The organism is Janthinobacterium sp. J1-1 (genome assembly GCF_030944405.1).
Taxonomy (GTDB): Bacteria; Pseudomonadota; Gammaproteobacteria; order Burkholderiales; family Burkholderiaceae_D; genus Janthinobacterium.
Map to the genome: position 1 here is coordinate 2,226,356 of NZ_CP132339.1, position 13,235 is coordinate 2,239,590.

10 protein-coding genes are annotated in these 13,235 nt (G+C 65.4%); 9 read left to right on the plus strand and 1 reads right to left on the minus strand.

Going from position 1 to position 13,235, the window contains the following annotated elements; all coding sequences use genetic code 11:
- The first annotated feature begins 20 nt into the window (after positions 1-20).
- The 9 genes from Q8L25_RS10145 (at position 21) to Q8L25_RS10185 (ending at position 12,029) form a co-directional block, all read left to right on the plus strand.
- Entirely contained in the window at positions 21-566 is a 546-nt protein-coding gene (locus tag Q8L25_RS10145; protein WP_308924704.1) for a sugar dehydrogenase complex small subunit, read from the plus strand.
- Positions 563-2,140: a GMC family oxidoreductase gene (locus Q8L25_RS10150; RefSeq protein ID WP_308924705.1), complete on the plus strand. Its 1,578-nt coding sequence runs from the start codon at positions 563-565 to the stop codon at positions 2,138-2,140. Before Q8L25_RS10145 ends, Q8L25_RS10150 begins: the two co-directional genes overlap by 4 nt.
- Entirely contained in the window at positions 2,137-3,534 is a 1,398-nt protein-coding gene (locus Q8L25_RS10155; protein WP_308924706.1) for a cytochrome c, read from the plus strand. The genes Q8L25_RS10150 and Q8L25_RS10155 overlap by 4 nt, the downstream gene beginning before the upstream one ends.
- A 223-nt stretch (positions 3,535-3,757) precedes the next feature.
- Entirely contained in the window at positions 3,758-4,117 is a 360-nt protein-coding gene (locus tag Q8L25_RS10160; RefSeq protein ID WP_308924707.1) for a hypothetical protein, read from the plus strand.
- A gap of 174 nt (positions 4,118-4,291) precedes the next feature.
- On the plus strand, positions 4,292-6,700 hold the full coding sequence (locus tag Q8L25_RS10165; RefSeq protein WP_308924708.1) for a catalase: 2,409 nt from the start codon (positions 4,292-4,294) through the stop codon (positions 6,698-6,700).
- A gap of 221 nt (positions 6,701-6,921) precedes the next feature.
- Entirely contained in the window at positions 6,922-8,652 is a 1,731-nt protein-coding gene (locus Q8L25_RS10170; protein WP_308924709.1) for an MFS transporter, read from the plus strand.
- A complete protein-coding gene (locus Q8L25_RS10175) occupies positions 8,639-9,829 on the plus strand; it encodes an HlyD family secretion protein (RefSeq protein ID WP_308924710.1) in 1,191 nt (396 codons plus the stop codon). Before Q8L25_RS10170 ends, Q8L25_RS10175 begins: the two co-directional genes overlap by 14 nt.
- A complete protein-coding gene (locus Q8L25_RS10180) occupies positions 9,826-11,214 on the plus strand; it encodes an efflux transporter outer membrane subunit (protein ID WP_308924711.1) in 1,389 nt (462 codons plus the stop codon). Before Q8L25_RS10175 ends, Q8L25_RS10180 begins: the two co-directional genes overlap by 4 nt.
- Before the next feature lie 95 nt (positions 11,215-11,309).
- Entirely contained in the window at positions 11,310-12,029 is a 720-nt protein-coding gene (locus Q8L25_RS10185; protein ID WP_308924712.1) for a hypothetical protein, read from the plus strand.
- 124 nt (positions 12,030-12,153) lie between these two features.
- Here the strand turns inward: Q8L25_RS10185 and Q8L25_RS10190 are convergent, their stop codons facing one another.
- On the minus strand, positions 12,154-13,140 hold the full coding sequence (locus tag Q8L25_RS10190) for a hypothetical protein (RefSeq protein WP_308924713.1): 987 nt from the start codon (positions 13,138-13,140) through the stop codon (positions 12,154-12,156).
- Positions 13,141-13,235: the final 95 nt, after the last annotated feature.

A 13,235-nucleotide genomic window follows, 5' to 3' on the forward strand; every position in this document is an offset into this window, starting at 1 on the left:
CAATCTGCGAAAGGCCATGCATGCCGACACCGTACTCTCCCATGCGGCGCACTGTGCTTGCCAGCGCCGCCAGCCTGGCGGCGGTCAGCTGCCTGGCGCCCTGGTCGTGGGCCGTCGACAAGACCGCCGCCAATACCACCGATGCCCCCAAGGGGCCGCCACCGGCGCCGGCCGAATTCCTGGCCTTGTCCAAACTGCTGATCCCGGACCTGCGCCTGGACGAACATGTCGGCGCGCGCCTGCATGCGGCCCTGCTGCGCCAGGATGGCCGGTTCCCGATTAAAACCAAAGCCCTGGCCGATGTGGCGCGCCAGGGGCCGCTCACCGAGGCCGAGGCACTGGCCGAGGCCGTCAAGGCTGATACCACGCTGTCCGCCACCTTGCGCGCCATCGTCAGCGCCTGGTACCTGGGCATTGTCGGCGACCATGTCACGGGCCAGGTCCTCGCCTACGACCTGGCGCTGATGCAGGAGGTGGTGCGCGATACCGTGGTCACGCCCAGCTATTGCACCCGGGCGCCAGGCTACTGGTCGGCGCCGCCGGGTTTGACGGAAGGAAGAGCATGACGGACAAGCTTTCTGCCGAGGTCGTCATCGTCGGTTCCGGCGTGGCCGGTGCGCTGGTGGCGCACCAGCTGGCGCAGGCCGGCGTGTCGGTGCTGATACTGGAGGCCGGTCCGTGCATCGAGCGCTGGCGCATCGTCGAAAATTTCCGCAATACGCCTGCCAAGGATGACTTCATGGCGCCGTATCCATCGACCCGCCATGCGCCCCACCCGCAGTACACGCCGCCCAACGACTACCTGATCTTCAAGGGCACGCACAAATACAACTCGCAATATATCCGCGCCGTCGGCGGCACCACCTGGCATTGGGCGGCGTCCACCTGGCGTTTCCTGCCGAACGATTTCCGGATGCAAACCCTGTACGGGGTGGGGCGCGACTGGCCCATCAGCTACGACGCGCTGGAACCGTTTTATTATCGCGCCGAGGTGGAGCTGGGCGTGTCGGGGCCGAACGACGGCACCGACCTGGGCTCGCCGCGCCGGCAGCCGTATCCGATGGATCACTTGCCGCTGTCGTACATGGACCAGCGCTTTTCGGAGGTGCTCAATGCCAGGGGTTTCAAGGTGGTGCCGGAACCGGTGGCGCGCAACAGCCGCGCGTATGATCAGCGGCCGTCCTGCTGCGGCAACAACAACTGCATGCCGATCTGCCCGATCGCCGCCATGTGCAGCGGCATCATCCACGTGGAAAAGGCGGAAAAGGCGGGCGCGCGGCTGATCGCCAACGCCGTCGTCTACCGTATCGAACTCGATGGCAAGCGGGTGGTGGCCGTGCATTACAAGGACCCGCAAGGCGTGTCGCACCGCGTGACCGGCAAGCAATTCGTGCTGGCCGCCAATGGCATCGAGACGCCCAAGCTGATGCTGATGTCCGAGGTGGGCAACAGCTCGGGCCAGGTGGGGCGCAACCTGATGGACCATCCGGGCACGGGCGTGACGTTCCAGGCCGATGAAGACCTGTGGCCGGGGCGCGGGCCGATGGAACTGACTTCCATTGTCGACATGCGCGACGGCGCGTTTCGCAGCGACTATGCGGGCAAGAAGCTGCACCTGAATAATATGGCGCAGACGGGGTCGGCCACCCGTACGGCGCTGCGCCTGGGGCTGGTGGGCAGGAAGCTCAACGACGAGATCCGCCGGCGCGCCGCGCGCACCGTCAACTTCAACAGTTTCCACGACATCCTGCCCGATCCCGCCAACCGCATCGTGCCCAGCCGCCAGCACAAGGATGGCCTCGGGATTGCCCGCCCGGAAATCACCTATGCCATCGGCGACTACGTGAAAAAGAGCGCGGTCCATACACGCGCCGCCTATGCCCGCATCGCGCAATTGTTCGGCGGCACGGAAGTGCACTTTGACGACGATTTCGCGCCCAACAACCATATCATGGGCACTTTGATCATGGGCAAGGACCCGAAGACCTCGGTGGTCGACGCCGACTGCCGTACGCATGACCATGAGAATCTGTTTATCGCCGGCAGCGCCGTGATGCCGACGGCCGGCACCGTCAATTGCACCCTGACCCTGGCCGCGCTGGCGCTGCGCCTGGCCGACCGGTTGCGGGGGCAGACATGAAGCTGGCCGCCGCCCTGCTGGCGCTGGCGCTGGCCAGTCCGCTCCATGCCCAGCAGGCCGCTCCCGCCGCGCCGCTCCCCGGCAGCGCCACCGACCAGATCCTGCGCGGCCAGTACCTGGCCACCGCCGCCGACTGCATCGCCTGCCATACGGTTGATGAAAAAAAGCCGTTCGCGGGCGGTTACCCGATCGCCACGCCGTTCGGCACCATCTACGGCCCCAACATCACGCCGGACAAGGAAACCGGCATCGGCAACTGGAGCGACGAGGAGTTCGTGCGCGCCCTGCACGAGGGCATCGGCAAGCACGGCGAACATCTGTACCCGGCCTTTCCCTACACGGCCTTCAGCAAGATGACGCGCGACGATGTGCTGGCCATCAAGGCCTATCTGTTCAGCCTGCCGCCGATCGCGCAGAAAACGCCGCCCAATCCGCTGGCGTTTCCCTTCAACCAGCGCGCCATCCTGGCCGGCTGGAAACTGTTCAACTTCCAGCCCGGCAAGCTGCAGCAGGATGACAGCCCCGCCAATGCCGTGCTGCGCCGGGGCGCCTACCTGGCCGAAGCGCTGGCGCACTGCCAGGAATGCCATACGCCGCGCAACCTCACCATGGGCCTCGATAAAAAGCTGGCCTACGGCGGCGCCAATGTGGCGGGCTGGAAAGCCTACAACATCACGCCCGATCCCATGAGCGGCATCGGCGCCTGGACCGATGCCGAGCTGATGCAGTACCTGCGCACGGGCGTGGTCAAGGGCAAGGCCTCGGCCGCCGGCGGCATGGCCGAAGCCATCGAACACAGCCTGCGCCACCTGAGTGAAGACGATCTGAAGGCGCTGGTGCGCTACCTGCGCAGCGTGCCGCCCATCCATGACAGCCTGGACAGCAAACCGCGCTTTGCCATGGGCAAACCTGCCACCGACGAGGTCGAACTGCGCGGTGCAGCCGCTGTCAGCACCAGCAATAGCACCTCCAGCGCCGCCGAATTGTTCAGCGGCAACTGCGCCAGCTGCCATGCGGCCAGCGGCGCCGGCAGCAGCGACGGCACGTATCCTTCGCTGATGAACAACTCGGCCGTCGGCGCGCGCGACCCCAGCAACCTGGTGATGGTGATCCTGCAGGGCGTCAGCCGCAAGACCGCCGAGGGTCACGCCTTTATGCCGGGCTTCGCCGGCCGGCTCGATGACGCGCAAGTGGCGACGCTGGCCAACTATATGCTGGGCCAGTTTGGCGACGAACGCAGCAAGGTCGATGCCGGCTTTGTGGCGCGGCAGCGCGCCGGTGGCCCGCCATCGCCACTGCCGAAACTGATGGCCGCCGGCGCCTTCGCCATGGCGGCTGCGGTGCTGGCGCTGCTGGCCTGGTGGTGGCGCAAACGCCGCACACGCACAGCCTGATTATTTCCTTCCAAAATTTTCCTGTGCCTCACTAGGTGAGACAACGCACGGTTATTGCTAGCGGACGGCGTTAATGTAGCAACAACAGCTCGCTGCTGATGACGTTGATACGCATCAGCCCGGCAGCGTTTAGTTGCCTCTGGTTGACTGGAGGCGAGGAAAATCATGATTCGGTCAGGCATCGAGCATGGTTGGGATTATTTATCACGAAAAGGAAACCATCATGAACGCAAACGCAATCGACAAAGCCGCCAACGACATCAACAACACCGCCCAGGATGCCCGCAAGGACGTGCATGCCGCCGTCGACAAAGCGGCTGACAAAGCCCAGCCGGTGGTCGACAAAGTCGCTGCCAGCGTACACAGCGGCGTGGACCAGGTCGGCGAAAAAATCAATGCCGTCACCGATTCCGTCAGCTCGGCATCGGAAAAATTGATGGAACGCGGCAAAGAGTGGAGCGCCGCTTGCCAGCGCGCCGGCGAAACGGGCCGCACCTACGTGCGCGAACGTCCCGCCACTTCGCTGCTGGTCGCCCTGGCAGCTGGTTATGGCCTGTCGAAACTGCTCGGTGCGCGCAAGTAAGGCGTAGATAACAACTGACGCAGTCAGACACCAGTCTGCCGTGGGCGCTGGCCCGGTTTGCCCAAGCGGCGTACCGGTCCGGCGCCCATTGTTTTTGAATACAGGATTTGTACGCAGTGAAACTGTTGGCCTTGTTCATTATTTTTGCTTTTATCTAATACCCACAGGAGATATATGGCTACCAAACAAAACACCCCATCGGTCGATGGCGCAGGTTCCGTCTTGAGCAGCTCGGGCGGCCCGTCCGACACGACGCCGCCGCAAAGCCTGGGCAGCAGCAATGACGCGGCCGACACCCTGCTGCGCAAGGTGGCCGCCAGCCAGGCCCTGGCCGACGCCATGCCCGACAATCCGAATGTCGCCGGCCAGTATGGCGAGGCGGCGCGCAGTCCGGAAGAAGGGGTGCATGTGGACGCCAGCGACCCGGCCGCCACCGGCAGCACCACCGGCGAAACCACGGCCTCGCCGAAAACCGGCGATGGCCAGCCTGCGCTGGGCGCCAATGCGGGTACCGCGCCGCTGGACCGCGCGCGCGCCGACGACAGCGGTCGCGTGCTGACCACCAACCAGGGCGTGCCGGTGGGCGACAACCAGAATTCGCTCAAAGCAGGGTTGCGCGGCCATACCCTGATGGAAGATTTCATCCTGCGCGAAAAGCTCACGCACTTTGATCATGAGCGTATCCCCGAACGCGTCGTGCATGCGCGCGGTTCGGCCGCCCACGGCTACTTCGAATGCTACAAGGAACAAAGCGACCTGACGCGCGCCTCGCTGTTTGCCAGGGCCGGCAAGCGCACGCCCGTGTTCGTGCGCTTTTCCACCGTGGCCGGCGAACGCGGTTCGACCGATACGGCGCGCGACGTGCGCGGCTTTGCCGTCAAGTTCTATACGGACGAAGGCAACTGGGATCTGGTCGGCAACAATATTCCCGTCTTCTTTATCCAGGACGCGATGAAATTCCCCGACCTGGTGCATGCGGTCAAGCCCGAGCCGCACAACGGCATTCCGCAGGCAGCCAGCGCGCATGACACCTTCTGGGATTTCGCCTCGCTGATGCCGGAAATTACGCATATGCTGATGTGGGCCATGTCCGACCGCGCGATTCCGCGCAGCTACCGCACCATGCAGGGCTTTGGCGTGCATACCTTCCGCCTGGTCAATGCCGAAGGCCAGTCCGTGTTCTGTAAATTCCACTGGTCGCCCACGGCCGGCACGCATTCGCTGGTCTGGGACGAGGCCGTCAAGATCAGTGGCGCCGACTCCGATTTCCACCGCCGCGACCTGTGGGAAGCCATCGAATGCGGCGAATATCCCGAGTGGGAACTGGCGTTCCAGGTCTTCACGGAAGAGCAGGCCGACGCGTTCGAATTCGACGTGCTGGACCCGACCAAGCTGATTCCCGAGGAAATGATTCCATTGACGCCGGTCGGCAAGATGGTGCTCAACCGTAACCCGGACAATTTCTTTGCCGAGACCGAGCAGGTGGCCTTCTGTACCGCGCACATCGTGCCCGGCATAGATTTCAGTAACGATCCGCTGCTGCAAGGGCGTATCCATTCCTATGTGGACACGCAGATCAGCCGCCTCGGTGGCGCCAATTTCCATGAGATCCCGATCAACTCGGCCATTGCGCCCGTGCACAACAACCAGCGCGACGGCATTCACCGCCAGGCCATCAACCGTGGCCGCGTGGCCTACGAGCCGAACTCGCTGGCCGGCGGCGCGCCGTACCAGGCCGGCAGCCGCGGCTTCAACAGCTTCCCGCAGCCGACCGAAGGCGACAAGGTGCGCGGCAAGCCCGAGAAATTCGCCGAGCATTATGGCCAGGCGCGCCTGTTCTTCATCAGCCAGACGCCGCCCGAGCAGGACCATATCGCCAACGCCTTCCGCTTCGAGCTGAGCAAGGTGCAGACCGTGGCCATCCGCAAGCGCATCGTCGCCATGCTGCGCAATGTCGATGAAACGCTGGCGCAGAAGGTGGCCGATGGCCTGGGCCTGGCCTTGCCGCCGGCCATGCCGACCCTGGACCTGGTGCCGATTCCGGACTACGCGCCGGCGCCGTCCTTGTCGCTGACCTTCCGTCTTGGCAAGACCGGCATCCACACCAAACGCGTGGCCATCCTGGTGGGGCCGGGCAGCGACGCGGCGCAGGTGCGCGCCATCTACGCCTCGCTGCTGGCGGACGGCGCCGTGCCGCGCCTGGTGGGCAGCGCCCTGGGCCAGGTCGATACCAAGGCCGGTGCGCCGCTGGCCGTCGAAGTGACGCTGGAAACGGCGCCGGCGGTGCTGTTCGACGGCGTCGTCATTCCCGATGGCGAAGCGGCGGCCCAGCAACTGAGCCTGGACGCCAACGCGCTCGACTTCGTGCGCCTGCAATACCGCCACTGCAAGCCGCTGCTGGTGATCGACGCCGGCAAGACCCTGCTCGACAAGGCCGGCGTGCCGTTGACCTTGCCGGACGGCAGTGCCGATCCGGCCCTCGTCATCGCCGCCGCTGGCGATGCCAAGGCGGTGGCGGCGTTCAAGAAGGCGCTGGCCGGCCAGCGTGCGTATGCGCGCGAGACGGATCCGCCGCGCGTTTAAGTTAGCGTAAAGCCAGGGTCAGTTCCTTCGGAATCGGAATGCCTCCCACTGGGAGGCATTCCCCCGACGGGACTCGGCGTCCCCGCCTGACCCTGGTTCTCCGCTGCGTCATAGTTTTACTCAGCAATCCGCACGCCTTTCCATCTTTCTGCAACATAAACAATAAAAATTCCCCGCGGTGATATGCTGCTGACTGTAGCGGTTGGTGCCTTCAGGCACGAATGAACCGCACCAGCAAACACGATCACGACAGCCGCATGGACAAGTACACACCAAGAACCTGGAATCCGGGAGAACGCCCGAACTTGCCCGGTTCGCCATCGACGCCCGAGCACTCGACGCCGAAGCGCGTCGCGTACTTTATCGTCGGCCTGATCGTGGCGCTGACGGGCGGCCTGGGCAATGGCCTGGTGACGGCCAATATCCTCAACCTGCAAGGCTCGCTGGGCGCCTACGCCTACCAGATGCAGTGGTTGCCGGCTGCTTACGTGATGACGATTGTGTCCATGAATCTGCTGCTGGTGAAATTTCGCCAGCAGTTCGGCCTGCGCCTGTTTACGGAAGCATTTTTGATCCTGTATGCGCTGGTCACCTTTGCCCATTTGTATGCGAACACCCTGTCGTCGGCGATCGCCGTGCGCGCCGCGCATGGCATGGTGGGCGGCGCGCTGGGCGTGCTGGGCCTGTATTACACCTTGCAGGCTTTTCCCGCCAAACACCGGCTCAAAGGCGTGGTGCTGGGCCTCGGTTTTGCCCAGCTGGCGCTGCCGCTGGCGCGCATCTTTACCTCCGAACTGCTGGAACTGGGCGAGTGGCACGGCCTGTATCTGTTCGAGCTGGGCCTGTGCCTGCTGGCGCTGGGCTGCGTGCTGGCCCTGAAACTGCCGCCGGGCGACCGCATGCAGACCTTCGAGCCGCTCGACTTCCTCACCTTTATTTTATTTGCACCGGGCGTGGCGCTGCTGTGCGCGGTGCTGGCGCAGGGCCGTACGGCATGGTGGATGGAGTCCGAATGGGTGGGTGTGTGCCTGGCCGCGTCCATCGTGCTGATCACGGCGGCGCTGGCGATCGAGCATAACCGCACGCGCCCGCTGCTCAATACGCGCTGGCTATCGACCGGCAAGATCGCCAAGCTGTTTTTATCCGTGCTGCTGTTTCGCATCGTGCTGTCCGAGTCGACCGGCGCGGTGGGCTTTTTGCAGGCGCTGGGCCTCAATACCGACCAGATGCAGAACCTGTTCGTGGTGGTGTTGCTGGGCAGCGTGGCCGGTTTGCTGGTCAGCGCCATCACCATCAACCCGGCCACCATCCACCGCTCGCTGATGTTCGCGCTGCTGCTGATCGCGGCCGGCGCGCTGATCGACGCGCATGCCACCAGCCAGACGCGCCCGGTCAACATGTACGTGAGCCAGTTCCTGCTGGCGTTTGGCGGCACTTATTTTCTCGGCCCCACCATGGTAGCCGGCATGGGCGCCGTGATCGCCGAGCCGCGCAACCTGGTCAGCTTTTCGGTGATGTTTACCATGACGCAGAATATCGGTGGCCTGCTGGGGTCGGCCATCGTCGGCACCATCCAGACGGCGCGCGAAAAATACCATTCCAGCTACCTGGTCGAGCACCTGACCATGCTCGACCCCAACGTGGCCGCGCGCGTGCAGTCGGGCGCCAACGCCTATGGCAGCGTGCTGACCGACCCGGTGCTGCGCAGCGCCGCCGGCGTGGCGCGCCTGGGCGCGGCCGCCACGCGCGAAGCCAATGTGCTGGCCTATAACGATGTCTTTTTGATGATCGCCGTGGTGGCCATCGTGACCTTGCTGTGGATGTTGATCAGCCAGTGCTGGACCACCATCACCAGCGGCGCGCGGCGCCTGGTCGGCCCCGTGCGCGACGCGCAGACCGCCATGTCCATCGTCCCCATTACCAATTCGGAACCGAGCAATGACAGAAAATAAGAATCCGCCGCCCGTATCGACGCCTGCCCCTGCGCCAGCGGCCACGCCCGCTCCAGCCGCTCCGGCCACCGCGCCGCAGCCTGAACGCCGCTTGCAGTGGCTGTCGACCATCGCCTTTGCCTTTGTCGCCGTGGTGGGCGTGCTGATCGTGCTGTACGCCTGGCGCTTGCCGCCGTTTACCAGCCCCATCGTGACCACCGAAAACGCCACCGTGCGCGGCCAGGTGACGGTGATCGGCACGCAGCTGTCCGGCTATGTGGTGGAAGTCAATGTACAGGATTTCATGGATGTGAAGGCGGGCCAGCTGCTGGTGCGCATCGACGACCGCATTTACCAGCAGCGCCACGAGCAGGCGCTGGCCCAGCTGGCCGCGCAGGAGGCGGCGCTGTCGAACTGGGCGCAGCAGCGCGCCAGTTCCGAGGCCGGCATCGCGGTCAGCCGCGCCGCGCTGGCCAACGCCGAAGCGCAGGCAAGGAAATCGGCGGCCGACCTCAATCGCGTCGAACAACTGGTGGCCGACGGCTCGCTGTCGCAGCGCGAATTCGACCAGTCGCGCGCGACCCAGGCGCAGATGGCGGCGGCGCTGGCGCAGGCCAGGGCCAATGTCGATATTGCGCAGCAAAGCGTGCAGTCGGTGGTGGTCAACAAGCAGGCGCTGGCTGCCGCGGTGGCCAATGCCGAAGCGGCCGTCAAGGCGGCGAAGATCGATCTCGACAACACGCGCATCATCGCGCCGTCCGACGGCCAGCTGGGCCAGGTGACGGTGCGCCAGGGCGCGTTCGTCAATTCCGGCTCGCAGCTGATGGCCGTGGTGCCGCGCCAGCTGTGGGTGATCGCCAACTTCAAGGAAACGCAAATGAACGGCGTGCAGGAAGGGCAGAGCGCCACGTTCCACGTCGACGCGCTCGATGGCGCCGTGCTGACCGGCCAGGTCGAGCGCATCTCGCCGGCCACCGGCTCCGAGTTTTCCGTGCTGCCGGCCGATAACGCCACCGGCAACTACCTCAAGATTGCCCAGCGCATTCCCGTGCGCATCCGCATCGACGCGGGCCAGGCGAACGCGCGCCGGCTGGTGCCGGGCATGTCGGTGGTAGTCAGCGTCGATACCTCGGCCGTGCTCAATGATTCGGCGGAAAACCCGGCGCCGCCACCACCGCCGAAGAAGGCCAAGCCATGAAGCATCGTCCATTGTTGATCGTCGCGGCACTGGCCTTGGCGCTGGCTGGCTGCGCCGCCAAGGCGCCGCCGCAGCCGGCATCAAGCTTGCAACTGCCGTCCGGCTGGCGCGCGCAGGCCGCCGGCGTGGGCGGCGCCCAGGTCGAGCAGCTGTGGTGGCAGGCGTTTGGCGACCCGGTACTGAGCAATCTGGTGGCCACCGCGCTGGCCCATAATGGCGACCTGCGCGTGGCGCGCGCCCGCGTCGAGGAATACCGTGCGCGCCTGGCGCAGGCCGGCGCCAACCACGCGCCCACGCTGTCGTTCGACGGCTCGCCGACGCGCACCCGCACCCTGGCCTCGAACGGCGTGCCGTATGTGACGAATGTGTTCCAGGCCGAGCTGCAGGCCAGCTATGAGATCGATGTATGGGGAAGGCTGGGCAAACTGAGCGACGCGGCCGGCGAGAGCTTTCGCGCCGAGCAGGCCAGCCTCGATGCGGCGGCCCTGTCGATCGCCGCCAGCGTGGCCACGGCCTACCTGAATTTGCGGGGCCTGGACGCCCAGCTGGCGCTGACGCAAGCGACCCTGGAACTGCGCGTGCAGTCGCGCGAGCTGGCCCGCAAGCAGTACGAAGTGGGCTACAGTTCGCAGCTGGAATGGCAGCAGGCACAATCGGAATACCATGCGGCGGCCGAACTGGTGCCGCAGCTGCAGCGCCAGATCTTCGAACAGGAAAACGCCCTGGCGCTGCTGGTCGGCGGCAATCCCGGTCCGATTGCGCGCGGCCTGCCGTTGCAGGCGTTGACGCCGCCTTTGGTGCCGGCCGGCCTGCCGTCGGAACTGCTGCGCCGCCGCCCGGACATTGCGCGCGCCGAACATAACCTGACGGCCGCCAACGCCAGCCTGGCCGCCACGCGCGACCAGCTGCTGCCGTCCTTCAAGCTGACGGCCACCGGCGGCGGCCAGGCCACCACCCTGACCGACTTTTTGCATGCACCCACAGCGTTGTGGCGACTGACGGCGCTGGCGGCCGGCCCGCTGTTCGACGGCGGGCGCGTGCAGGCGCAGACCGATGCCGCCGGCGCCCAGCGCGACCAGCTGGCCTACACCTATGAAAACGTGGTGAGGAATGCGTTTGCCGAAACCGAGAACAGCCTGGGCGCCATCTACCGCTTGCGCCAGCAGGCGGTGGAAAACGACGCGCGCCGCGCCACGTCCGCCGAAACGCTGCGCATCGCCCACAACCGCTACCGCAACGGCTATGCGTCCTACCTGGAAGAACTGGACGCCCAGCGCAGCCTGTACAGCGCCGACGTGGGCTTGCTGCAACTGAAGACGCGGATGCTGGTCGCCTCGGTGGATTTATACCGCGCCATGGGCGGCGGCTGGCGGCCGGCGCCTTAAGTCTGCGCGTATGGCGAGAGGCCATTGGCCGGTGTAACATCGGCCATCATGAACATGAATGGAGAGAGAAGGGCATGGAGATTTTTGGCGTAGGCTTGCATATTCTGGTCGCCTTGTTTTTTGCGGTGCATGCGGTGCGCAACGGCCAGCCGTTTTACTGGCTGATCATACTGTTCATCTTCCCCCTGCTGGGCAGCGTGGTGTATTTCTTCGCCATCTACCTGCCCAATTCCCGCCTGCCGCAGGGCGCGCGCAAGGTGGCTTCTGTCGCGGTGCAGGTGCTGGACCCGAACCGCGAACTGCGCGAGGCGCGCGCCGCCTACGACTACACGCCGACGGCGCAAAACCAGATGCGCCTGGCCAGCGCGCAGCTGGAAGCGGGCGACCCGCAGGCGGCCGCCGGCACCTACGAGGCTTGCCTGCAGGGCGCGTTTGCGTCGGACCTGGAAATTCGCATGGGCGCCGCGCGCGCCTACCTGGAATGCGAGCGCGGTGCCGAAGCGTTGACGCACCTGGGATTCATTCGCCGCAGCGACATCCATTTTCGTCCAGAGATCGTGTCCTTGCTGACGGCGCGCGCGCTGGCGCAAAGCGGACGGCAGGCGGAAGCGAAGGCGGAATTCGACGACGCCCTGACCCGCCATGGCAGCTTCGAAGCGCGCGCCGAATACGCCATCTGGGCGCTGGGCCAGGGCGACACGCTCCTGTCGGAGCGCCTGTGCCAGGACATCGACGGCGCCATGCAGCGCTGGAACCGCCATACGCGCGAGATGTATGCGCCGCTGCTGGCGCGGCTCGATGCTGCACGGAAGTGATATGTTGTCGTGGCATATGTCGGATTACGGTCCTGCGGACCTGATTCGACCTACGCACGTCGCACGATCGTAGGTCGGGTCAGGCCAACGGCCGTAACCCGACACCATTGTTGGCGGTAATTGCCTACACCTCCGGAACGATATTTTTTCCCTCGACCAGCTTGTACTTCTTGCCATCGAACGCATAGCGCGCGTGCCCGTTCATCTGGGTGACCAGGCGCGGCGGCTCCTGGTCTTCTTTCACTTGCACGCCGGGCTTGATCTTGCGTGAGGCGCCCGTGAAGTCGATCAGCAGGTCGTCGTAGGCGCCGCCGTCGCGCGCGGCCGCGAAGTGCCAGTTGCCGTCGACCAGCCAGCAGTTGTCCGTCTCGGGGCCGCAGGCGCCTTCGTTGTCGGAGTGCAGGTCGATGCCGCCATCGAGTTCGGTGACCTTGCCGGCGCCTATCTCGAACAGCGCCAGCTGGGTGATGGTATAGCCCTGGCCCGTGTAGCCGTGGCGGATCGCCAGGCCCTGCTTGCCGGCGCCCAGGCTTACCCAGTGCACGTCGCCCAGCTGCCCGGAAGAACCGAGGGTGGCGATATTTTCCAGCCGCGTCACCACTTGCCAGGACTCGTCGCCGGGCTTGCCCTTGGGCGCCAGGTAGAACACATTGAGCAGGCCGGGCGAGGCGTGGGCCGATTCGGCCGTGCCTTCCGTGTTGGCCGTTTCCGCGTTGGCGACCAGGATGGCGCGGCCATCGGGCAGCAGCTTGTGGCTGACGGCGCTGACCACGTAACTGAGCTTGTCGGCCTTGGCTTCCTTGCTGTCCGGGTCCGGCAGGTCGGCCAGCGCATCGTCGCTGTCGGGACGGTAGTTCTTGCCGAAGATGGCCAGCATCATGGCCGCTTCCAGTTTGCTGTCGCGCGCGCGCGCTTCAGGCGTTTTCATCTCGTCGTTTTTTGCGGCGACCGGTCCGTCGGCGGCAGGCGCGGTTTCCGTCGCCGCTTGCGGCACGGCGGGCGCTGGCGGGGTGATGGCGCTTGCCTGTGCGGGAACGGGGGCGGCCTTGTCCGAGCAGGCGCCGAGCAGGGAGCAGCCGAGAAGCAGGGCCAGTGGAATGGAGTGGTTCATGAAAGTGCCGATTGCGTAATGGTCAATGGGCGCAGTATGCCAGATAGACAAAAGCGATGGCGCAGGCTCGGGGCCTGGCCATCGCTTTGCTTGAC

Excerpts from the sequence above, each read along its gene's own strand:
- Q8L25_RS10145 (WP_308924704.1), top strand. The coding sequence starts at position 21 with ATGCCGACACCGTACTCTCCCATGCGGCGCACTGTGCTTGCCAGCGCC.
- Q8L25_RS10150 (WP_308924705.1), top strand. The coding sequence starts at position 563 with ATGACGGACAAGCTTTCTGCCGAGGTCGTCATCGTCGGTTCCGGCGTG.
- Q8L25_RS10155 (WP_308924706.1), top strand. The coding sequence starts at position 2,137 with ATGAAGCTGGCCGCCGCCCTGCTGGCGCTGGCGCTGGCCAGTCCGCTC.
- Q8L25_RS10160 (WP_308924707.1), top strand. The coding sequence starts at position 3,758 with ATGAACGCAAACGCAATCGACAAAGCCGCCAACGACATCAACAACACC.
- Q8L25_RS10165 (WP_308924708.1), top strand. The coding sequence starts at position 4,292 with ATGGCTACCAAACAAAACACCCCATCGGTCGATGGCGCAGGTTCCGTC.
- Q8L25_RS10170 (WP_308924709.1), top strand. The coding sequence starts at position 6,922 with ATGAACCGCACCAGCAAACACGATCACGACAGCCGCATGGACAAGTAC.
- Q8L25_RS10175 (WP_308924710.1), top strand. The coding sequence starts at position 8,639 with ATGACAGAAAATAAGAATCCGCCGCCCGTATCGACGCCTGCCCCTGCG.
- Q8L25_RS10180 (WP_308924711.1), top strand. The coding sequence starts at position 9,826 with ATGAAGCATCGTCCATTGTTGATCGTCGCGGCACTGGCCTTGGCGCTG.
- Q8L25_RS10190 (WP_308924713.1), bottom strand. The coding sequence starts at position 13,140 with ATGAACCACTCCATTCCACTGGCCCTGCTTCTCGGCTGCTCCCTGCTC.